General features: G+C 44.7%; 23 protein-coding genes. 8 read left to right on the top strand and 15 right to left on the bottom strand.

What is annotated here, in order from left to right:
• Positions 1 to 109: 109 nt before the first annotated feature.
• Both ABJF92_RS01065 and ABJF92_RS01070 read right to left on the bottom strand, forming a co-directional pair.
• On the bottom strand, positions 110 to 1,294 hold the full coding sequence (locus tag ABJF92_RS01065) for an amino acid aminotransferase (RefSeq protein WP_446814001.1): 1,185 nt from the start codon (positions 1,292 to 1,294) through the stop codon (positions 110 to 112).
• A 27-nt stretch (positions 1,295 to 1,321) separates the two neighbouring features.
• On the bottom strand, positions 1,322 to 2,275 hold the full coding sequence (locus ABJF92_RS01070; protein WP_446814002.1) for a DMT family transporter: 954 nt from the start codon (positions 2,273 to 2,275) through the stop codon (positions 1,322 to 1,324).
• 143 nt (positions 2,276 to 2,418) lie between these two features.
• Between ABJF92_RS01070 and ABJF92_RS01075 the strand changes: the two genes are divergently transcribed.
• The 3 genes from ABJF92_RS01075 (at position 2,419) to ABJF92_RS01085 (ending at position 5,640) form a co-directional block, all read left to right on the top strand.
• Positions 2,419 to 2,877, top strand: a complete 459-nt coding sequence (locus ABJF92_RS01075; RefSeq protein WP_446814003.1) for an Lrp/AsnC family transcriptional regulator — start codon at positions 2,419 to 2,421, stop codon at positions 2,875 to 2,877.
• 85 nt (positions 2,878 to 2,962) lie between these two features.
• On the top strand, positions 2,963 to 4,279 hold the full coding sequence (locus ABJF92_RS01080; protein ID WP_446814004.1) for a DUF2868 domain-containing protein: 1,317 nt from the start codon (positions 2,963 to 2,965) through the stop codon (positions 4,277 to 4,279).
• Positions 4,276 to 5,640: a GTPase/DUF3482 domain-containing protein gene (locus ABJF92_RS01085; RefSeq protein ID WP_446814005.1), complete on the top strand. Its 1,365-nt coding sequence runs from the start codon at positions 4,276 to 4,278 to the stop codon at positions 5,638 to 5,640. Before ABJF92_RS01080 ends, ABJF92_RS01085 begins: the two co-directional genes overlap by 4 nt.
• A 14-nt stretch (positions 5,641 to 5,654) precedes the next feature.
• On the opposite strand, the gene ABJF92_RS01090 is transcribed toward ABJF92_RS01085, so the two are convergent.
• From ABJF92_RS01090 to ABJF92_RS01145, 12 genes are all read right to left on the bottom strand, one after another.
• Positions 5,655 to 6,380, bottom strand: a complete 726-nt coding sequence (locus tag ABJF92_RS01090) for a 1-acylglycerol-3-phosphate O-acyltransferase (RefSeq protein WP_446814006.1) — start codon at positions 6,378 to 6,380, stop codon at positions 5,655 to 5,657.
• Between the two features lie 38 nt (positions 6,381 to 6,418).
• Positions 6,419 to 7,399, bottom strand: a complete 981-nt coding sequence (rlmF, locus tag ABJF92_RS01095) for a 23S rRNA (adenine(1618)-N(6))-methyltransferase RlmF (protein WP_446814007.1) — start codon at positions 7,397 to 7,399, stop codon at positions 6,419 to 6,421.
• 130 nt (positions 7,400 to 7,529) lie between these two features.
• Positions 7,530 to 7,880 carry a DUF6164 family protein gene (locus ABJF92_RS01100; protein ID WP_446814008.1) on the bottom strand — a complete coding sequence of 117 codons (351 nt, stop codon included), beginning with the start codon at positions 7,878 to 7,880 and terminating at the stop codon, positions 7,530 to 7,532.
• 83 nt (positions 7,881 to 7,963) lie between these two features.
• The gene (locus ABJF92_RS01105; protein ID WP_446814009.1) at positions 7,964 to 9,541 is read right to left on the bottom strand and encodes an EAL domain-containing protein; all 1,578 of its coding nucleotides are present in this window, start codon (positions 9,539 to 9,541) and stop codon (positions 7,964 to 7,966) included.
• Positions 9,542 to 9,758: 217 nt separating this feature from the next.
• Entirely contained in the window at positions 9,759 to 10,289 is a 531-nt protein-coding gene (locus tag ABJF92_RS01110; protein ID WP_446814010.1) for a DUF3833 domain-containing protein, read from the bottom strand.
• Positions 10,290 to 10,307: 18 nt separating this feature from the next.
• Complete coding sequence (locus tag ABJF92_RS01115) at positions 10,308 to 11,021, bottom strand: hypothetical protein (RefSeq protein ID WP_446814011.1); 714 nt, start codon at positions 11,019 to 11,021, stop codon at positions 10,308 to 10,310.
• Positions 11,018 to 11,542, bottom strand: coding sequence for a DUF2878 domain-containing protein (locus ABJF92_RS01120; protein ID WP_446814012.1), 525 nt, complete (start codon positions 11,540 to 11,542; stop codon positions 11,018 to 11,020). Before ABJF92_RS01120 ends, ABJF92_RS01115 begins: the two co-directional genes overlap by 4 nt.
• 8 nt (positions 11,543 to 11,550) lie before the next feature.
• Positions 11,551 to 12,813: a class I SAM-dependent methyltransferase gene (locus ABJF92_RS01125; RefSeq protein WP_446814013.1), complete on the bottom strand. Its 1,263-nt coding sequence runs from the start codon at positions 12,811 to 12,813 to the stop codon at positions 11,551 to 11,553.
• 29 nt (positions 12,814 to 12,842) lie between these two features.
• Positions 12,843 to 13,640, bottom strand: a complete 798-nt coding sequence (locus ABJF92_RS01130; protein ID WP_446814014.1) for a DUF1365 domain-containing protein — start codon at positions 13,638 to 13,640, stop codon at positions 12,843 to 12,845.
• A complete protein-coding gene (locus ABJF92_RS01135; RefSeq protein ID WP_446814015.1) occupies positions 13,634 to 14,884 on the bottom strand; it encodes an NAD(P)/FAD-dependent oxidoreductase in 1,251 nt (416 codons plus the stop codon). The genes ABJF92_RS01130 and ABJF92_RS01135 overlap by 7 nt, the downstream gene beginning before the upstream one ends.
• A gap of 53 nt (positions 14,885 to 14,937) precedes the next feature.
• Positions 14,938 to 15,702 carry an SDR family NAD(P)-dependent oxidoreductase gene (locus tag ABJF92_RS01140; protein ID WP_446814016.1) on the bottom strand — a complete coding sequence of 255 codons (765 nt, stop codon included), beginning with the start codon at positions 15,700 to 15,702 and terminating at the stop codon, positions 14,938 to 14,940.
• Positions 15,703 to 15,713: 11 nt separating this feature from the next.
• Positions 15,714 to 16,160: a nuclear transport factor 2 family protein gene (locus ABJF92_RS01145; RefSeq protein WP_446814017.1), complete on the bottom strand. Its 447-nt coding sequence runs from the start codon at positions 16,158 to 16,160 to the stop codon at positions 15,714 to 15,716.
• Positions 16,161 to 16,336: 176 nt separating this feature from the next.
• Between ABJF92_RS01145 and ABJF92_RS01150 the strand changes: the two genes are divergently transcribed.
• The 3 genes from ABJF92_RS01150 to ABJF92_RS01160 all read left to right on the top strand — a co-directional run bounded on the left by ABJF92_RS01150 (position 16,337) and on the right by ABJF92_RS01160 (position 17,945).
• The gene (locus tag ABJF92_RS01150) at positions 16,337 to 16,912 is read left to right on the top strand and encodes a sigma-70 family RNA polymerase sigma factor (RefSeq protein WP_446814018.1); all 576 of its coding nucleotides are present in this window, start codon (positions 16,337 to 16,339) and stop codon (positions 16,910 to 16,912) included.
• Positions 16,913 to 16,917: 5 nt separating this feature from the next.
• Positions 16,918 to 17,625 (top strand): ChrR family anti-sigma-E factor, encoded by a 708-nt coding sequence (locus ABJF92_RS01155; protein ID WP_446814019.1) that lies wholly within the window; start codon positions 16,918 to 16,920, stop codon positions 17,623 to 17,625.
• Between the two features lie 137 nt (positions 17,626 to 17,762).
• Entirely contained in the window at positions 17,763 to 17,945 is a 183-nt protein-coding gene (locus ABJF92_RS01160; RefSeq protein ID WP_445977566.1) for a hypothetical protein, read from the top strand.
• A gap of 46 nt (positions 17,946 to 17,991) precedes the next feature.
• On the opposite strand, the gene ABJF92_RS01165 is transcribed toward ABJF92_RS01160, so the two are convergent.
• On the bottom strand, positions 17,992 to 18,840 hold the full coding sequence (locus ABJF92_RS01165; protein WP_446814020.1) for a MurR/RpiR family transcriptional regulator: 849 nt from the start codon (positions 18,838 to 18,840) through the stop codon (positions 17,992 to 17,994).
• 189 nt (positions 18,841 to 19,029) lie between these two features.
• Here ABJF92_RS01165 and ABJF92_RS01170 point away from each other — a divergent pair, with 189 nt between their 5' ends.
• Together ABJF92_RS01170 and ABJF92_RS01175 are read left to right on the top strand one after the other, a co-directional pair.
• On the top strand, positions 19,030 to 19,230 hold the full coding sequence (locus ABJF92_RS01170) for a hypothetical protein (protein ID WP_446814021.1): 201 nt from the start codon (positions 19,030 to 19,032) through the stop codon (positions 19,228 to 19,230).
• A 218-nt stretch (positions 19,231 to 19,448) separates the two neighbouring features.
• Positions 19,449 to 21,365 (top strand): bifunctional 5-dehydro-2-deoxygluconokinase/5-dehydro-2-deoxyphosphogluconate aldolase, encoded by a 1,917-nt coding sequence (locus ABJF92_RS01175; protein ID WP_446814022.1) that lies wholly within the window; start codon positions 19,449 to 19,451, stop codon positions 21,363 to 21,365.
• Positions 21,366 to 21,413: the final 48 nt, after the last annotated feature.

Raw genomic sequence — 21,413 nt, forward strand, 5'->3', positions numbered from 1 at the left:
GTTTAGGGTCAGTAGTTAATCTCTTAAGAATATCTCTCGCCTTACACTAACTCAAAAGTTTTCCACATAATATTACAAATCAATACATAAACTTTTGGAATATTATGATTTAGATCATAATATTCCCGAGGCTCTGAGCAAAATACTCAACGTCCTGAATTTGCATACCCGCCACATTCATACGACCACCATCCACCAAGTAAATTGCGAACTCTGTTCTCAATCGCTCCACTTGGGCAGGGTCTATTCCTAATACCGAAAACATCCCCTTATGATCCGCAATAAAATCGAAATGATGGCTATTAGTACTGATTTGTAATGACTGCACCAAGGCTTTACGAACACCTTGAATGCGCCCGCGCATTTGACTCACCTCAGCTAACCACTGGGCCTTTAGTTCGGCATCTTCCAAAATAGTACGCACAATGGCGGCCCCATGATCGGGTGGCATCGTATAGGTGCTGCGAGCACACTCTAAAATTCGACTCTTCACGCATTCACTTTGAGACAAAGTTGGCGCAGCAATCACCGCCAATCCGGTTCTTTCTCGATACAAGCCAAAGTTTTTAGAGCAGGAGCTGGCCATCAAATAAGATGGCACTCGCTCAGCTAAATAACGTAATCCAGCGGCATCTTGATCCATGCCCTCGCCAAAGCCTTGGTAAGCAATATCAATAAAGGGTAAGAAGCCTTGCTGTATAGCCATCTCCGTCACCGCCTGCCAAGCTTCCATACTCATATCTGCGCCTGTGGGGTTATGACAACAAGCGTGCAGTAACACCACATCATTTTTTCCGCGTTGGCTCAACGTCGCCAGCATAGCCGACTCATTCACGGCCTTGCTGTCATGGTCAAAGTAAGGGAAATAGGCAACGGACAAGCCCGCGGTTTTCATGATGGGCGCATGATTTGCGTAACTTAAATCACTCAACCAGACAGTGGCGTCTGGATTGGCTAACTTGATCACGTCGGCCAATAAACGTAGCGCACCACTGGCGCCTGGGGTTTGCACCGCAACCGTACGGGACTTGCTACTGTTATCAGCCAGTAAAAAATCCGTCATGGCATGATTGAAGCGCTCACAGCCCGCCAACCCGACATAAGCTTTAGAATCTTGAGCCGCTAACAAACGCTGTTCGGCTATTTTCACGGTCGTCAAAACAGGGGTTACACCATGGTCATTACGGTATACACCAATGCCCAAGTCGAGCTTATGGGCGCGCTTATCTTGTTGGCAAGCCAACGTTTGGGACAAAATTGGGTCTTTGGCGGCAGGAAGTAGCTGCTCAAACATAATAGGAATCCTTGAAAAAAATAAAAATCATCGCCACGAACGAATCATACCACTGGCTAAAACCACACCGGTACCTACAAATAGCAAACCACACATTGCCCCCATGCTAATACTTTCTTGCAGTAGAGGAATAGCAATCAATGAAGCGAGTACCGGCGTTAAAGCCCCCATGGCAGCCGTCCGCTCCGCACCAAGCGAGTTAATCGCATAACCATAACTGAACCCTGTCAACAGCCCGACAAGCATTGCCTGCACGAAAAATTGCCAAGCTAACTCACTACCACTTACGAGGCTCATGCCAGACGAAACCAAACCAAGTGATAACATAAGCAATAGTAGCAATGTAGACACCAAGCCAAGCAGGCCTGTTGCCGCTAATGGGCGCAAGCCCGCAACCCTTAAACAAATCGTGTACACAGCCCAAAAGAAGCTTGCTCCAATAAAGAGTAAATCCCCTTTCCAAACATCTCCAGATAGGGACCACAGGGAAACCACTAATAGCGTCACCACGCCCAGCAAGATGGCGAAAAGGCCGAATAATCGAATGGGGCTTATGGGCTCTTTAAACACTAACACAGCAATAGCAGTGACAAATAAAGGAAAAGTGCCTGGGATCAGCAGCCCCGCATGGGAGACCGGAGCGTATTGCATGCCGGCCGAACTTAAAAAGAAGAACGGCACCCCTGCTCCTGCGACAATGCCCAGTAAAGTCCACTTAGGCACGGCAAACAAAGCCTGTCGAGATTGATACACGAAGGGTAGCAACGCCATGCCGGGGATTGCGTAACGCATAATCGCTAAGTCAAACGTTGTTAAGGCGGATTGGGTTCCCAACTTAACGCTTACCAACCAAGTTGCCCAAATACATACTGTAATAAATGCGGCCCCTAAACCTAAATATAAAGCCGGCCCAGAGGCAATTAAACGATAAGCAGGTATCTCAGTATGGTCCATGACATCACTCGTGCTTGCCCGAGACATAAGGTCTCTCCTATCAAAATGGCGAAACGCTATTATGAGCAAAATGTTCCGAGCATGTCCTTGCTAATTACCCATGATATAGGCTAACTTTTAGCAACAAAACACTAATAATTGACGCCAAACTTAGCAAGGATGCCAATATCATGCCTGAAAAAACGGACCACCAAATTCTTCAGCTACTACAGAGTAATGGCCGCTTAAGTAATGTGGAACTTGCGGAGCACATACACCTCTCAGCTTCCCCTTGCTTGCGACGGGTGAAACAGCTGGAAGCTCAAGGCTATATAAAGGGATACCGAGCAACCCTTGATCGCAAAAAAGTAGGCTTGTCGATGACGGTTTTCATTGAAGTAAGGCTCAATAGTCACACCAGAGATGCCAGCGAAGCCTTTGAAACCAGCGTGGTTAATTTGCCAAATGTGATCAGCGCGTACCTGGTCTCCGGCTATGCGGACTATCGCTTAGAAGTGGTCAGCCAAGATCTGGCAGACTATGAAGAAATTTTAAAGTCGGTGCAAAACCTACCCTTCGTCAAAGACATTCACAGTAACTTTGCTATTCGTGCTATTAAGAGTGACGCCCCTTTACCGATTGAAAAGTAGAGTTCACTCAGGTCACCCTATATGTATGATACGCCACGAATAGCTTATAGTATGAACACACTTTTTAACTAGCGTAAGGCAATTAATGGCTTTTCCTTCCCTGCGTGGCAAATTGGCATTGGCGGCATATTTAGAACAGCACAGTGATTTTCGCTTGGCCACTGGCGGCTCTTCCTTGTCTCAAGCCCTTAAACAATTAGACAGTCCGCCGCATCAATACGAACAAGAGTTTGTCCGAGCCCACAAGCTGTTTCAGCGGTGTGTTGTGGGGCTATTTTTGCTGTGCGCTCTGCTTGGTGCCATGGCCGTACCCTCTGCTTTATTGGGTCCTCAAAATCAGCAAGTGAATATTTTCTGGCTGCTGCTCATTTTACTGGGCATGCATGGTCTCAATTTACTCTTGTGGTGTGTTTCTTTACTCATAAGTCCATTCCGCAATACTCCACCGAACAGCTTTCTCCTCAGTATTTTGGTCTTTGTGAATAATAAATTGGCCCCCTTGTTAAAGCTTAGCCCTCATGTGTCTGCAGCCTACTTACAATGGCAATGTCACCCTTACAGCAACAAATGGCTGCTAGGTGTTTTGTCTCATTCTGGTTGGGGGCTCTATCTGCTCGCTGGGTGGCTTATGTCTGTTTTGCTTTTACTTACCAACCAAGTCACCTTTGTTTGGGAAACGACCCTATTAGATGAGCAAGCGTTTCTGACAATAACCGAGCTAATCAGTTGGCTTCCCGAACAATTAGGCATAGCAGTTCCAAACCAGCTCGACATATTAGCCAGTCCTGTAGAGGTTAGTTATCAGACCGAACAAACTCGCCAACATTGGGCCAATTTGTTACTCGCAAGCTTGCTGCTTTATGGGGTATTACCCAGAGTATTGGGCGCGGTGATTAGCCTGATGATGCTGCGCATTAAGCGCTATTACCTGCCGCTTAGCAGCCATGAGCAGGCCTTACAAAAACGCTTCCAGTCCACACAATACACCAGTGATATTGTCGATGCCGATCATTCAACAGCAGACGATTATAAAGCAGAACCTGCAACCACCAGCCCGTTACCCAAGCAAGCGTTACTTGGCTGCTGGGGTTTATATGAATGGATGGATACCCAACCCAAGGCACTGGCGTCAGCACAATCCGTAACCATTTTAAACGATAGGCAAGCCCAACAAAGGTTTTTGGCACAGCAGGACCTTGCTACGGTATATCTATTAGTTAATCCCCAGACTAGCCCAGATCGAGGCACTCAAAGGTTCATCACCCAAATTAAGCAAGCCTGCCCTGACCTTGCGTTGGTCATTTACCATGAAGCGCCCCAAGACTATCGTCAAGATTGGCAGCAACTGGCAACACAAGCAGGCATTCGTCTTTATTTGATGACCACGGAGGGGACAATATGAGCTTATCCTTATTGGTAGTTGGCCATGCCAACACAGGCAAAACCTCATTAATTCGAACCCTATTGCGTCGTCACGATTTTGGTACGGTCAGCCCTAAAGCAGGGGCCACACGTCATATTGAAAGAGTACAGATTGAAATATCTGCGGGGCAATTTCTCACTTTAACCGACACCCCAGGTTTTGAAGACTCCATGGCCTTATGGGAGATACGCCAGAGTGAAGAGTTTCAATCCTTGCAAGGCGCCCAATGGCTCACGGCATTTTGTGACAGCCCCTATGCTCAACAGGCGTTTGAACAAGAAGCCAAAGCCCTCAAGCAGCTAGTGTCCTGCGATATTATTCTGTATGTGATAGATGTGCGCCAAGCCCCTTTAGGCAAATATTTGGACGAGCTATCAATCTTAGCCACTGCCAGTAAGCCCATCATTCCCATCTTAAATTTCAGTGCCCATAGCAGCCCACACTATGATAGTTGGAAGCAGATTCTGGCTCAGCGCCATTTACATGCGTTTGTAAAATATGACTCGGTGGCGTTCTATTTTGAAGATGAAAAACGCTTATATCAAAGCTTACAAAGTCTAGTGCCAGATCAATACGACACCATTGAAAAACTCATCAAACATAGAGAAGAAGCGGCACAACAACGCTTGCAGCTCGCTCTAGGTCAGCTCACGGAAAGCCTCATCAAACTGGCTAGCTGGCGTCTTGAGTGCAATGCTTATCCGCCTAAAGCTGAAGATGCCAAGCAATTTGAAACCACTGTTCGAGCGATGGAAAGCCAGTTACTCAACAACCTGCTGGCCTTATATGAGTTTCGCCATGAAGATTTACAAACAACCCCCATGCCGATTCAAAACGGCCATTGGCAACAAGATATTTTTGCTAAAGAAACACTAAAAGAATGGGGCATTGAAGCGGGCACAAGTGCGATGACGGGAGCTGCCATTGGCGCGAGCATAGATGTACTTTCAGCCGGACTTTCTCTTGGCACAGCCACAACATTAGGCGCGATTATTGGAGCCGGCTGGAAAACGGGACAACACTATAAAGACACCCTAAAAAGCAAGCTCACCAATCAGCACTTTTTAACCGCTGACACGGCCACTCTCACCTTGTTTACCCTAAGAGCACTCACACTCACGAGTCATCTGGATCAACGGGGACACGCCACCCAACAAGCCTTTATTCTAAACAATAAAGAGAGCGAAAACTCACATAAAAAACTCACCAAAGACCTGAGTCCATTATGGAAACAAGCCCAGCAACACCCCGCTTGGTTCCATCAAGTGCTACCAGAAACACACCCACTAAAAGAAGCCATTAATGCCCTCTTGAAGCATCATCTTAAAGAGTTAACTTGAGGGTTCTAAATTGTCTAGGAAGGAGTCTGTTTCAGTTCTTTATCAAGACGCGCTTTGGCTTGATGCATTTGGGTTTGGCACTCTTCAAGCAGTGCTTGAACGTCCCCTTCTGTGAACTTGGTGGTATCAATGGGAGCGAGGATCTCAACAATCACCTTACCGTTTGACCAACGATTCAAGTGGACTTGCTTGTGGGTGTTACTGCACACCACAGGTATCACTGGAACGCCCGCTTGGATGGCCGCATGAAAAGCTCCACGTTTAAAAGGCAACCAGCCGCGTCCTCGGCTACGGGTACCTTCTGGAAACATCCAAATAGATAAACCTGTCTTCTTCATTCCAGCCACTACTTGATCAATGGTAGCAATGGCCTTCACTCGGTTGTTACGGTTTATCAGAATGTTACCGCTGGCCCAATACAGCTGACCAAAAAAAGGTATCCATTTAAGACTGCTCTTACCAACTGTGACCACACCTTGAGGCACCACGGCGGCTAAAGTGAAGAGATCGAAATTATTTTGATGGTTGGCCACATACACAGCTTGCGGCACAGTTTTGGCAATGTCGTTCGCCCGGCCTTCAACCGACAAGCCAAACAAACGGCTGACTTGATGGAAAACCTTACCAATATAATAAACGCGATTTTTAGAACCCAATATGCAAAGGCATAAAAGGATGCCCAGAAGGGTCACAAAAATAATAAGAACAAGCAGGGCCAGCGCTCTGAGTAGTACAAGCATAACAACCATTCACCCTTGTATTTCAATTCATCTAGATTTTAGTTTGACCAGTAAGTATCTTGCCAATAATCAACTTGGTCCGGCGCCAAAAAGCTCCAAGCCACGAATCGACTTACTTTATGGCCTTGCGCCATCTCAATCGTTCGTACTTGTTTGGCTCCAACTGCCGATAGTTGTTTGTAAATCAGCTCTAAGTTCTCTTGTCTTGCCACCAAAGAGGTAAACCAGAAACAGCGCTCACCAAACGCGACACTTTCTTTCACCATGCGGCCAATAAAGCCTGCTTCGCCGCCTTCACACCATAACTCCGACTGAGTACCGCCGAAATTGAGTTTGTTAGCAGAGGCATTAGGTTTGTCTTTCAAACCACGCCATTTACGCTGATTTTCACCTTTCATAACCGCTTCACTGGTATGGAAAGGCGGGTTACAAAGGGTTAGGTCAAAACGTTCACTGTCCTGCCAAACACCTTTAAACACTTGATTTTGCTCAACTTGCAAGCGAACGTTCACGTTCCCTTTTAGGCAAGAATTGGACTTTATAATGGCTTCACTGGTGGCAATAGCGATAGGATTGATATCGGCTCCGACAAATTGCCAACCATATTCTTGATGACCAATAATAGGGTAAACACAGTTGGCTCCGACCCCTACATCTAAGACACGAACACCTTTGCCTCTCGGAATAACCCCTTGATTGCTTGCTGCCAAAAGGTCGGCCAGATAATGAATATAATCTGCTCGTCCTGGTATAGGTGGGCACAAATAGCCCGCAGGGATATCCCAAAAAGACACCCCATAGAAATGATTCAGCAAGGCTCTATTAAGAACTTTAACGGCATCTGGATTAGAGAAATCCACCGACTCATTACCGTATTTATTGAGTTCTATGTAGTCAGAAAGTTCCGGGCAAGAGTCCGCTAACAAAGCAAAGTTATAACGCGCACGATGAGGGTTACGATCGTGTAGCTCTAGCTTATTATTACGCTTACCTTTAGGGTGTTTAGTTTTCGATACCACGACTTTGCCATCAGTAATTCTAAAGCTTGAGTATACCTGATTTCCGACTTACTTGGAGTGTCAGCATAAGAGAGTAAGAGCACGATAAAAAAGATGGTTTGGGATCCAGCCTAGTCACGGTATCTTGGGGTTATAGCCAAGCAAAAAACGGATAGATTGAAAGGCCTAAAATCAACACGATAGCCAACAGAGTAAAACAAGACTCCGCTGGGTTTTCCCGTGCATGCTGCACATAGCCTATTAGCCACTGCCCTAGGGTTGGGGCTTGCATATGCTTAGCACGCTGTTGCTGATCTTCATGAATCAGCGCCCGAGCTTGTCTCGCCTGCTCTTTGTCTTTTACCCAAATACCCGCTAATGACACTTGCCAACGGCCAGCACTGGTTTCATAAAAAGCAATATCATGGTCACTTAATAACTGACGAATGTCATCTGCTTCATCATCTGGCACATATTTTAATCGAAAGACGAGAGTCGCCATAGAATGACCTTAATTTACAACAGGAAAGAAAATACATTAGTTAATGGGGCGTAGGATAAAAGATGGTCTAATGAAACTCAATATTAAGATGAAAGTACAAACTCCACAGTACCCGCTTCATATCCTTCTATCCAAGCTAGGATTCTCTGCTCATCCAATGGCCGTGAGAAGTAATAACCCTGAACTTTTCCCACACCTAAAGAAGCAATGACTGCTAGTTGATCTTCCCGCTCAACCCCTTCAGCGACCAATCCCATATTGAGGTCTTTCGCCGTTTGAATAACAGAGACCAATATTTGTTGGGCATACTGATCATCACCCAAACTGGCGATAAATACTTGGTCTAGCTTTAAAGTGTCATAAGGGAAACGGCTGAAAAAATCCAACCCTGAATAGCTCGTCCCAATATCATCAACTGACAGATGAATGCCTAATGCTTTGATGGCACCTAAACGCTCTACCATAGTGTTCATTTCGTTATCAGATATAATACTGTTTTCAGTAACCTCAAGACCTAACTTACCTATAAGTTCTGGGTATTCCTTAAGTATATGTTCTAATTCGAATAAGAAATTTTCATGTAGTAAAGTATGACGATCCACATTAACGGACGTCCGAATATTCTGTAAAGAGGTAGAATGCTGTCGGTACAATTCACCTACTTTACGAACCACAATCCAGGTCAATTGATCCATCAAGCCTAATCGCTCACTTAGTTCAATAATTTTCAATGCAGGCACAGAGCCATGATAAGGAGAGTCCCACCGAATGAGAGCCTCCATTTCATAAACCTCATGTGAATTCAGAGTAATAATAGGCTGATAGTGCACCGCTAATTGACCGTTTTTAATCGCTTTCTTTAAGCTAAAGGCCAAAGAACAGCGGTACTGCTCAACCAGTAAATGCCCCCCCCGTAACAGAAGGGTTAAAGCGAGCCAAGAGCCTAAAATCCAGCCAAACAGACCATACATGTATTTCCAATAAGTCGTTTTTGGCAACACAATATCGAGGGTCAAAGACCAATCTACAAAATCTATCTGTTTATTAGCTAGGACGTTTAGTTGGCTAAAATCTTTATGTGAAGAACTGAGTTTTTCCCCCACCTTTAATTGATAGGGAAAATCTTCAGTCAGCCACCAAGCGACTTCTTCCGTTAGATCCTCTGGTGACACCAAGGCATTTGCTCCAATACCTTTGTCGCCCACATAAAAAGCAAAAACTGTTGGCTCGCCTAAATTTTTGGAACGCACAAGCGATACGGTTATATTTTTAGGGTTGGCTTCAATTTCTTCGATGATAGAGTTGAAAATGTAAAAGTCCGTTGGACCATCCGATGTACAGTAAACCTTATAATTTTCATCAAACAGACCATAGCCCTTTATCAGTGAGGAGTAGAAAGTTGCCCGTTGTAAATGCTTTATATGAGCATCACTACAAACTACATTGGCTTCGTCTACCACGTTTTTCAACTCGCTAAAAATAGTCTGCATTTTTTTCTGCAAAGCTGTGCTAGCGTAGGAACTTCTTTCTTCGAATTCGGACGTTAAGTGAAGATGAAGGGCAGTGGGAAATATCAGTAAACATACAAGCAACGCTATACTGGCATAAATCGACAGCCATTTCCCATTAATAGGTGTCCAGGCAAAAACGTTTTTCAACATACCCTTCTCCTTGTATTGGTTGATAACTGATATCATGCGACAGCGCTTGTAACGAAGTGCTATGTTTTAACTAGCATACTTACATATAACGACAATAACACCAATATTTTTTTCTCTATTTTGTTTTAATAAACTAACTAGTACTAATTAAATTATCATTCAAAAACATATACTTATATTAATTTATCTGATTTTATGACGGTTAAAACATTAGTACTTATTCTTTTGTAATCACAATTGTTAAATACCCCACTTCAAAGCCAAATTTTGTCATCACAGACTCATTTATTACCGTTTTTTCATTCACAAGATACATGCGGTCATCCACGTTTATCTGCACCACATCGCCGTCATAGGGCACCAATAGTTCATAATTCATGAATAACGCATTACCTGACATACTCACTTCTCCTGCACCGACCACATCATTTGCCTTAGCGATATAGCCTCCCGCTCCAGTTGGTGTGAGTGTCCAAACTCTCTCTTGTTCTTCACCATCATCAAATAAAAAGGTTTCTTCAAGTCGGCCAACGCCTGATTGCCAATGACCAAGTAAGTCGGCATTAAAATAACGAATTACCTCCCCTTGGCGATTTTTCAAAATGCCGTGGGCGGTTAACTTACCCGAAAAGAAATTCTCTAACAAAAATTTAGGCTGATTCTTCTCATACACAGATATGTCTGGACTCGAACAGCCAAGTAAACTGGCTACGAATATGATCATCAAAATAAAGCGACTTTTCTTCATTTTATTTTCCTGTCCGATTTATAAGTATTGATAATGGATATCGGCGGTGTGGTACTTACCACTCTCATCACAGATGTTAGAACGGCCGGTAAAACGAATAAGTTGTTGTTCCGAGTTATAGGCCACGATAATAGGCGACACTGCTAATTTCACCAGCCAAGAACGAGGCGATAAGCTAAAACAAGTGGCGCCAAGGGCTGTGTCTTCGAGACAGTCTGTTTGCTTAAAACGAAACCTAAATGTGCGCAGTTCAGTTGGTGCTAAAAAGTCCACATCAACCGCTTCTCCAAGAGTAAGTGCTTGCCAGCGCTGTTTAATCACGCCGTCAAAGCCAGCATCAATCACCATGGCAGAATTGGCTCCTAGTTGCTTTTGCTGCTGAGGGGATTTTCGATCTTGTTGATAAGTTACTTCAAAGCCAACTTCTAAGGGTTGTACTGAGATTTTCTCTCCAAGACGATCGTTTGTTTGCTGAAAACTCGGTGTAATACTGGACTCAGAGAAATCTATGGTTTTCGTTGCAAATACTTGTCCCTTGGGGTCCTTATAGACAATGCCATAGTTATGTGATGTTTTAGCTTGATGATGCTCCGTGTAGAGCAATGCTTTGGTTTTGACATCGTAGGCAGAGCCAATCACTTGCTCAGCGCTTGTCGCATTGGATAACTCTGTGTCGGCCATGACGAGTAATGAAGCCAACGTCATGCTAACAGCGGTTACAAACTTCATCATTTTATAGACACCTTATTATCAAACAGGGCTAATTTTTCACAGGCAAATATTCCTGCAGGAATTAACAGCATCCAAATGCATGCGATAATTAAGCCTGTTTGCCAAACAGAACCTGATACATTTATTTCGCTCATCTGAGCCCCAAGCAGATAACTCCACACCGGCCCAACAAACCCCATAATGGCCGCCCAAAAGTACTTACCTCGCAACCAACTGAGACTATGAGAAAACAAACTGGCGACTCCCGCCCACAGGCACAACAACCACAAAGGGGGGAAAACAAGCACATCTAACTCAGCCCCTTCCTGCTGTAATATTCCTAGGCTCAGTAAACCGCCATCGATTAAGATGCCCGATAATACAAAGATAATAATCAGCCCCCACTCCTGAGCTTGGCGTAAAAACAACCAGCGATGCAGGAGAAAGTAACCAAAGGAGGCCGTCAAAGCCGCTGTATTCCCTCCTAATACACAGACAAACCAAAGTATTTGAAATAAGCCTGCATTAAGAAATACCTTCATTTCGGCGATTAACTCAAAGACAAGCGGTGCTGAGGTTTGGCAAAGACAAATTGACCCGTACTGATGGCTCGCTCTTTGAAGCCCCCTTCGCAGTAAGCTAAATAGAAATCCCACATACGACAAAAGATCTCATCAAAGCCCATATCATTAACCTCTCGACGAGCCGCATGAAAACGACTACGCCAATCCGCTAAGGTTTTTGCGTAATGCTCTGTGATGTCCTCTAGAGCAATGATCTGCATATCGGTTTTATGAGCAATTTTGTCGGCGATGACTTGATTGGAAGGCAAGCAGCCGCCGGGGAAAATATAACGCTGAATGAAGTCCACCGAGCGGCGGGCATAATCGTATCTTTGATCCGCAATGGTAATGGCTTGAATCACCATGACACCATGAGGTTTTAGGAGCGCGCTACATTGGGAGAAGTAGCTATCGTAAAACTCATGGCCCACCGCTTCGATCATTTCAATGGACACTAATTTATCGTACTGACCCTTTAGGTCACGGTAGTCCTCCAGTAGCAGGGTGATTTTGTCCGACAAGCCTTCTCGTTCGACCTGTTGTTTGGCGTAGTCATATTGCTCTTGAGAGATGGTGGTGGTGGTCACTTTACAGCCATAATGTTTGGCCGCATGGATAGCCATCCCCCCCCACCCGGTGCCGATTTCCAACAAATGATCCTGCTCGGTAAGCTGTAATTTACGACAAATTTGCTCCAGTTTATTCACCGAAGCTTGCTCTAGACTAGCCTCTTGATTTGGGTACATGGCCGCTGAATACATCATGGTTGGATCAAGAAATAGTGAAAAGAAATCATTACCTAGATCATAGTGGGCCGCGATATTGTCTTTTGAGCCTTGTTTACTATTGGCATTCATTTTGTGCAGCAGTTTCGTCCCTAGTCTTTGCCAAATAGGACGCTTGGCATCCATTTTATTGATCAAATCTAGATTAGCCACCATTAAACGAATAACGGCCACAATATCAGGAGACGTCCAGCCGCCTTTCATATAGGACTCTCCGGCTCCTATACTGCTATTAAGAAAAATATCCTTATAGGTACTGGTGTGGGAAATCTGTATGTGTGCCACATAACGTGCAGTACTCAGACTCTCGCCGAATTGATAAGTTTGACCATTTTCTTCCAGTGTCAAATGCCCTACTTGCAACTTTTTTAACATCGCTAACACGGCTTTTTTTGCCAGCCGATCAAACCAAGACCCCGAAGTCTCCAAACGCATTTTACTTTTATTCATACTGATAGAATTCATAATGGTTATGCTCCTTAATGGTCTAAAAGTTAAGACTTAGTCGCCTTAGATGAATGGACCGGATGTGAGTAAAAAGGGACTTTCTTCAGCCAAAGTTTTAAGGCTTGCCAATAAATACCGACCAACACCTGCAAGGTCATTAGTGGGTAACTAAACAAAACTTTGGCCATAGATTTAGACGTAATGGCTTCATGCCGTAGCGACAAAGTGGCATCAAATACGGTTTTGGTCGGTTCATTTATCACTTTATTTTGCATATGTACGGCGATTTTTTTCCCTGGGACATTGCTGCGCCAGTCATAAAAATGGTCCATAGGATGGAAGGGAGAGACGTGCATGGTTTTGTCAAAGCGAATACGTTGGGTGCGGTATTGTTCATCACACTTCAATACATAAGCGACTTTTTCCCGCCATGGGGTATTCGTCACTTCCAGTAACATGGCTTGTAAGGTTTGATCTTCATCGAAACAGTAATAAATCGTGATGGGGTTAATAATGAAGCCAAAATAACGACAGTTGGTAAGCATTCTTACAGGGCCAGTTAGCTCACTGCCTAGTTGCGTATTCACTTCGGCCAATACAGCTTGCTTGAGATTCACTTTGTTATCACCAAAATAATCTTCACGGCGAAAGCGTGCCAATGACCAAGGGTTTAGAGACCACCAAGGGCTCATTCCCATGATTTGATCAAGCTCGTCTAGGTCTAGGTACATCATAAAAACACGATAACGAAAGCCATGACGACGAGGTGTAAAGCGGCGATGACGAACGTAACCCGAATAAATACCACTGTGTAGCGAAGCACTCATATCTTTAGGCACTACCATGTCACTCCCAAGCCCTCAGCGACTCGAGCACCACTCCAGCAGCCATCTTCATGGAAACCATTGCGCCAATAAGCACCACAGAACCAGGTGTTATTCACACCATTAATTTCTGCCCAACGTTCTTGGGCGTTACTGCCAGCCAAGGTAAATGTCGGGTGGCTATAGTTGAAACGTGCCAGCACTTTTGTTGGGTCAATTAACTCACTTTTATTCAGCGTTACCACATAAGTGATATCGGTTTCTAAATGCTGCAAGATATTCATGTTATAGCTGAGGGTAGCGGGCACATTTTGATCGTGCCCTAGATGATAATTCCAGCTCGACCAAGCCAGTTTTGCCTTGGGCAGTAAGCCTGTATCCGTGTGCAAAACCACTTCATTGTTACGATAGGGAATAGCAGACAGTATTTGCTGTTCAGTTGGGCTCGCATCATCGAGTAGAGCTAACGCCTGATCGCTATGGCAGGCAAAGATCACTTGGTCAAAATCAATTACATCGCCATCCGCAAAGAAAACGCTCACTTTAGTATCATGGCGTTGTACTTTTTCAATGCGGGTATTCAATTGAATTTTGTCGGCAAAAGAGGCCGTAAGGGGTTTTAAATAGGCGGAAGAACCGCCGTCAATCACTCGCCACTGAGGGCGATCATTGACGCTTAATAAACCATGATTTTTAAAGAAACGTACAAAGAACACGAGGGGGAACTTCAGCATTTCATCTAAGGTTGAAGACCAGATGGCACTGCCCATAGGAATCAAATAATGCCGTGCAAACTTTTCCCCATAGCCTTTTTGATCAAGATACTCCCCAAGCGTTAGTGACTCATCTAATCCGCCACTTTCAAGATCCACAACAGACTCTTTATTAAAGCGCATAATGTCTTTCAGCATGGACCAAAAAGAAAAGCTTAAAAGGTTACTACGCTGGGCAAACAAAGTATTAAGATTATTCCCTCCGTACTCCAAGCCAGTATTTTCGCAGCTGACACTGAAACTCATTTCTGTGGCGGAGGACGTAACCCCTATTTCATTCATTAGGCGAATAAAGGTTGGGTAGGTCCAATCATTAAAGACAATAAAACCCGTATCAATGGCACGCTGCCCATCGCCTTCAGGAACATTAACGGTAGCAGTATGACCACCAATGCGGTCGGCCGACTCAAATACACTGATGTCATGATGAGGGTTCAATAAATACGCAGAGGTTAGTCCTGAAATCCCTGTGCCAATAATCGCAATCTTCATACTTTTCTTCCTAGCGTCTCTTCTACTTTGAGAGCTTTAAACGGTCTAAATGATTAATGTGTTGGATGTGCCTGAGGTGACAGTATACGCAGCCACAACTTAGGGAAATGCCTACCACACCAAAGTAAAACCGATAAACGTTTCGGGAAAGCATACTCATACTTCCTGTTTCGTATACCTCTCATTATTCGTGAAGCTGCCTTCTCTGATGACTCAATAAATGGCATAGGAAAAGTGTTTTTCTGTGTCAGCGGGGTATCAACAAAACCAGGCAGAATGCAGGTCACATCGATGTTGAATGGTTTTAAATCAATGCGTAATGAGGATAGGAAATAACGCATGGCGGCTTTGCTGGCGCCATAGGCTTGTGCTTGTGGAAACGCAGCTTGGACAGATTGCGAGCTGATACCCACTAAATGAGGAGCTGTTGCTTTTTTTAATAAAGGTAAGCTCACTTGCACACTGTTAATCATACCAATGAAGTTGACCGCCATGACCCGTTCCATCATTTGCCAATCAGGCTGTTGACTGGACACTTCAAAATATTCACATGTGCCCGCATTAAGAATCACACAATCCAGGTGATCCGTCAGTTCATATAATCTCTCTCTAACCGTGCCTATCTGTTCTTGGTTGGACACGTCAAACTCAACAAAACTCAACTGTTCATGTGTTTTTAACAATGGCGTAAGCTCACCTTGATGACGGGCACTGGCAATGACTTTATGCCCCAGCGATAGATAATTTTTTGTTAGTGCCAAGCCAATGCCTGAACTTGCTCCGGTAATCCAAATCACTTGCGCTGTGGTGTGTGTCATTGAGTCATCCATTAGCTAGTCGCCATACGTTTTTTCAGTATTTTGGTCATATGCCCTAAAAATGGCACATGTTCGTAAAGCATTTGTCCCAGATCATAAACATCTTCATGGAAGTAAATACGCTCATGGAACTGCACCTGTGTCATACCTCGAACACTGATAGCTTTTGACCCCAATTTAGGATGCGTGAAATGCATGTTCCATTTTATGTAAGCACTGTCTTCACTCACCAGCTGATCCAAAAACTCGAAGCGACCGCTTTCTACGTTAACGCACATGTCACTTAAATAAGCATGTAACTTATCGGTACCACGAATTTCATGTACAGGGTCTTTGAATAAAGCATTATCAGCATAGATTTCATTAATACGATGCAGAGGAGGGTTTTTCACATCCTGATAAAATGCTTTGAAAGCTTCTATTAATAAATGCTGCGGTGTTTCTTCTTGGCCAGTCATGGTGATGCTTCCTGTTTGAACATTAGGTGCCATAATTTATTAAACGTAACAAACCGCGCTATGGATCACCGGAATAATATTTTTCTGAGATTTTTTATTTTGATTGAGTGATCTAAGTTGCGACACCAGCCGTATACTAGGTAATACTTGAGATAAATATTCTGAGGACATCCTTCATGGAGCAAGCGACAAAGGTCACCAGCGAGCACAGTCTTTTGCAAGACATGTCTGCGGTTGCTCAACATCAAAGTCAGGAAGCGCTCGGACGTTTGTTTGACCATTATGCCCCAAAGATACGGCTGTTCTGTCTTGCAGCTCAACCCGGAGCAAACTTAATGGCTGACGACATCGCCCAAGAAGTAATGATACGTGTTTGGCAAAAAGCACATTTATTCAAACCCGAAGCCGCTTCCTTGAATACTTGGATATTCACCTTGGCGAGGAATGCCAGAATTGATTACTTGAGAAAAAACAGCCGTCATCAGTCCGATATTGATCCAGAGTATTTATGGCGTAATGTCATCGACGATAAAGCAGATCCGTTTAAAGACGCCCAACATCACCGGAATAAGACTCAAATTGAACAAGGTTTAGAGCAACTACCCAGTGAACAAAGACAGGTGTTATACAAGGTCTATTTAGAGGGTAAAACCCACAAAGAAGCCGCAGAGGATTTAGCACTGCCCTTGGGGACGATTAAGTCTCGAGTGCGCCTCGCCTTAAACAAACTCTCTATTTATATTAAGAGGTAGCCCAGATGCTTACTCATCACCCTTCAATAGAAATGCTGACGGACTACGCCGCAGGTTCACTCACACTGCCTCATGCTATGTGTATTGCTACGCATGTTGAGCTTTGCCCAGATTGCCAACAACAGGTAAACAAGCTTGAATTACTCGGTGGGCAGCTTCTAACAGATGAAAAGCAAGAGCAGCGTAGCCTAGAAGGCTTAAAGAATGCCTTGTTTGCGCGCTTGCAAGAAGTACCTGAGAAGGCTCCAATGACTGTAGGAAAAAACATCCAGACAACCTCTCAGCAAGCTCAACATACGAATAACTTAGGCTATAGAGTTCCCCGTAGCTTGAAGCAGTTTGTCACCCAAGCCTATGATGATTTAACTTGGATGCGCTTATCTCCATCCTTTAAAATTGCCACGCTTCACAATGAAAAAGGTGGACCACAAATTTCTCTGACACGAGTGAAAGCGGGCGCACACATGCCCACCCATACTCACACGGGTGATGAGATAACGTTAGTCTTAGAGGGTGCCTTCTCGGATGAGTCTGGTATGTATCGAAAAGGCGATTTTGTCTGTCGTGATGCCAGCCATAAGCACAAGCCTATTGTGACTAAGGACGCGGAATGCATTTGTCTCACCGTCCTAGATGCGCCGATAGAATTTACTGGCTGGTTTACTCGCTTGCTGAACCCTTTGATCCGACGCCATCACCCCTTGTCTTCTTAAGGTAAGAGAGCTGTTGTCAGAATTTCAAGATGGGCGCACGATTGCAGACGTTCCCTTATAACAAGCATAGTTTGTCTAATTATGGTATAGTCCTTGCTCAATCAACTCATTGAGTATAACAACAAGGACTTTTTACCATGGCCACTAAGAAGAAACAGCCTGCCGCTTCGGAAACCTCGGAATCCATCGAAAAACAAATGCAAGAGTTCCTTGCTCGCGGTGGCCAAATCGACAAAATTGATACAGGTGTTAGCGGCCAATCTCAACTGACAGGGTCTCGTCATATCTCTCTTGGTAATAGCAAAACCAAAAGTCAGTAGTTACTGTGTATGAAATAGTCACAAGAATGCCAGTGTAGATAACTCGTTATCCATTGGCATTTTCTTTTTCTAGGGCATGAGCCAAGCCAATAATAATAGCTTGAGCCAAGCACATAGATGACGATAAGCCCCGGAAAGATTGTACCTGCGCGTCTCTTACCACAAAATTGACCTTCGCCATTGAGGCTAAAGGGTTACTATGGCTGTCACTCAACACAATCAAAGGCACGCCTTTCTGTGCCGCTAGATTAGCGACGTTTAAGGTTTCTTCTCCGTAGGGCGCAAAGCTCACGACGATTAACACATCATTCTTATCAAGTGCGGCAGCCTGTTCTTCAAACATCCCGGCGATACCATCGATTAAATACGCTTTTCGCTCAATGTGGCGCAATCCATAAGCAAAATAACTGGCCACTGAGAAAGCACGCCTTACGCCGACAATATGTACCGAAAGCGCTTGCTGCAATAGAGTGATACTTGTCGTTAGGTCATCTTTGGAAATATTTTCGGCAAGCTGCTCTAAGCTACGGGCATTCTCTTCACAAAACTGGCTTAATATCTGGTGAGCAGAGTCCTCAACATCACCAGAAGGCCATTCATTACGAACTAACCTTACACGCTCTTGATAATTCGACGTTTGTGACAACAAATTTTGCTGAAACAACCCCTGCATTTCGCTAAAACCACTAAAACCAAAAGCATTAGCAAAACGTACCCAAGTTGATGGATGCACTTGAGCCGCTTTCGATAAGGTCGCCACTGTACCAAACGCCACTTCCCTCGGGGCTTCTAAGACATAATCTGCGACCTGCCGTAAACGTTTACTAAGGGTAGGACTCGCTTGTTTAATCTTATTGTTGAGATCATCAAGGGTTTCAGGAAGTTGCGGTATCATTTATCCATCCGAAATTAGGCAAGCTACACGCTCTGATAAGGTTAAATGCATTAGAAATTGCATTTTTAGAATAAAAATTCTAACTTAGAGTCTTAGCTGATGTCTAGGGAGCGCTTCCTTAAGTGCCATTCAAGCCAATGTATTTTGTGCCCCTAGCCAAAACCCCTCTTAGATATTCAGGATTTTCCTATGACACAAACCGACCATGACTTTTTTCAACCCAAATGGCGACGCATCACCGCCACCCTCTTTTGCTTTGCTTGGGCTGCCCTTGAATGGTGGTCAGGTCAAGCATTCTGGGGCGTTATTGCATTAGGAGTTAGCGCTTATTGTGTGTGGAATTTCTTTTATAAATTTGAACAAAAACAGGCTGACAAAGGTTCTGAATAGTTTTTATGCACGTTAGCCGCCCGTTAAGCTAGCCCTTCAATACCAGCCCTTACCTACTCGCGCCTTCAGCGACTCCTATTCCCGACAAGAGTACTCAGCTATAAATGCTTCGTACTCTTTTTGCGTGCGTTTTAAGAATATATTTTTCAAATATTGTTTTTTTAGAACAAATATTCTATTCTGTAAAAATACACAATAACAAGAAGAAGGAAGGAGCCATGCAAACAGAAAAAAATCTAGACTTAATTTGCCTTGGACGCGCTGCTGTAGACATGTACTCAGAACAAGTGGGTAGTCGCCTAGAGGATGTCACCAGCTTCGCAAAATACCTTGGCGGATCCTCTGGCAACATTGCCTTTGGGGCGGCACGCTTGGGCTTAAAAAGCGCCATGCTCACCCGTGTCGGTGACGAGCACATGGGGCGTTTTGTACGAGAAGAATTAGCACGCGCAGGTGTCGATACCAGCCATGTAGTCACAGACCCAGAACGACTCACCGCTTTAGTCGTACTCGGCATTAAAGACCAGGATACCTTTCCGCTTATTTTTTACCGTAACGACTGTGCAGATATGGCGGTCTGCAAAGATGACTTTAATTACGATTTTATCGCTTCAGCAAAAGCCTTACTGATTACCGGTACCCATTTTTCTACAGCCAAAACCTTTGAAGCCAGTAAGCAGGCGCTAAGTTTTGCAAAAGCGGCACATACTAAGCGAGTTTTAGACATAGACTATCGCCCAGTACTATGGGGGCTAACCTCCCCTGGAGATGGCGAAACGCGTTTTATTTCCAATGACAAGGTCACTGCCCACCTGCAAACAATTCTGGCAGATTTTGATCTAATTGTTGGTACAGAGGAAGAAATTCATATCGCAGGTGGCAGCACAGATACCATTAGTGCCTTACAAAACATTCGCAAGCTGAGTGCTGCGACAATTGTTTTAAAGTTAGGGTCACAAGGTTGTACGGTATTAGAAGGTGCGATACCAAAGCATATGACAGATTTTATACTGCATACCGGAGTACAAGTTGATGTGATGAATGTTTTAGGCGCTGGCGACGCCTTTATGAGTGGTTTCTTACGCGGTTGGATCGCGGGAGAATCCCCACAACAATGTTGTGCCTATGCTAATGCGTGCGGCGCCTTAGTCGTTTCTCGACATGGTTGTGCTCCCGCCATACCTAGTGCGGAAGAGCTTGATAACTACCTTGCCCGTGCTCATGAAATACCCCGTCCTGACTTAGACCCTGAACTCAACCACCTTCATCGAGTGACCACAGAACGTTTGCCCTATGACTGGCAAGATCTGTGTATTCTGGCTTTCGACCATCGCATGCAATTGTTCGATATGGCTCAACAAGCCGGTGCAGACCCTGCCCGTATTAGCCAACTGAAACAACTCATGGTCGCGGCTCTCGAATCGGCTAAAGATAGTGTCGGCAGCAGTCAACAAGGGGTCCTAATTGATGACACCTATGGGCAAGCCGCGCTAAACGATGTAACAGGCCGAGGCTTATGGATAGGCCGTCCCGTGGAGCTACCTGGTTCTCGTCCACTCGAATTAGAAGGCGGACGCAGCATAGGCTCCCGTCTCAAACACTGGCCTAAAGAACATATTGTGAAATGCTTGGTGTTTTATCACCCGCAGGATGAAATTGCCCTTCGTGACACCCAAGAAAGGCAGATAGTTGAGCTCTATAACGCCTGCTGCCAGTCGGGCCATGAGTTACTTTTAGAGATTATTCCACCCAAGGATAAAACGGTATCCGAAGCATTGTTCGCGCAAAGTTTAGAACGTTTTTATCAACTGAGCGTACGCCCTGACTGGTGGAAACTCCCCCCCCAAACCACTCAAAGCTGGCAACAGATTAGCGACATCATTAGTCATTATGATGCCCATTGTCGAGGTGTTGTGATGTTGGGGTTAGATGCCCCGATGGCGGAATTAAAAGCCGGTTTTTCAGCCAGTGCAAACTTCCCAATCTGTAAAGGTTTTGCCGTAGGCCGCTCTATTTTTAGTACCCCAAGCAAGCAGTGGTTAGCCAACCAAATCTCTGATCAGCAGTTTATCGAGGCCATTCGCAACAACTACCTTGAGCTGGTGAATTACTGGCAAGCACGAAACGGCTCGTAATAGTGCCACGCCAATGAACGTTATTAATCACGAATCGAATAGGAAAGA

This window comes from Marinomonas sp. (assembly GCF_039940335.1).
Lineage (GTDB): Bacteria > Pseudomonadota > Gammaproteobacteria > Pseudomonadales > Marinomonadaceae > Marinomonas.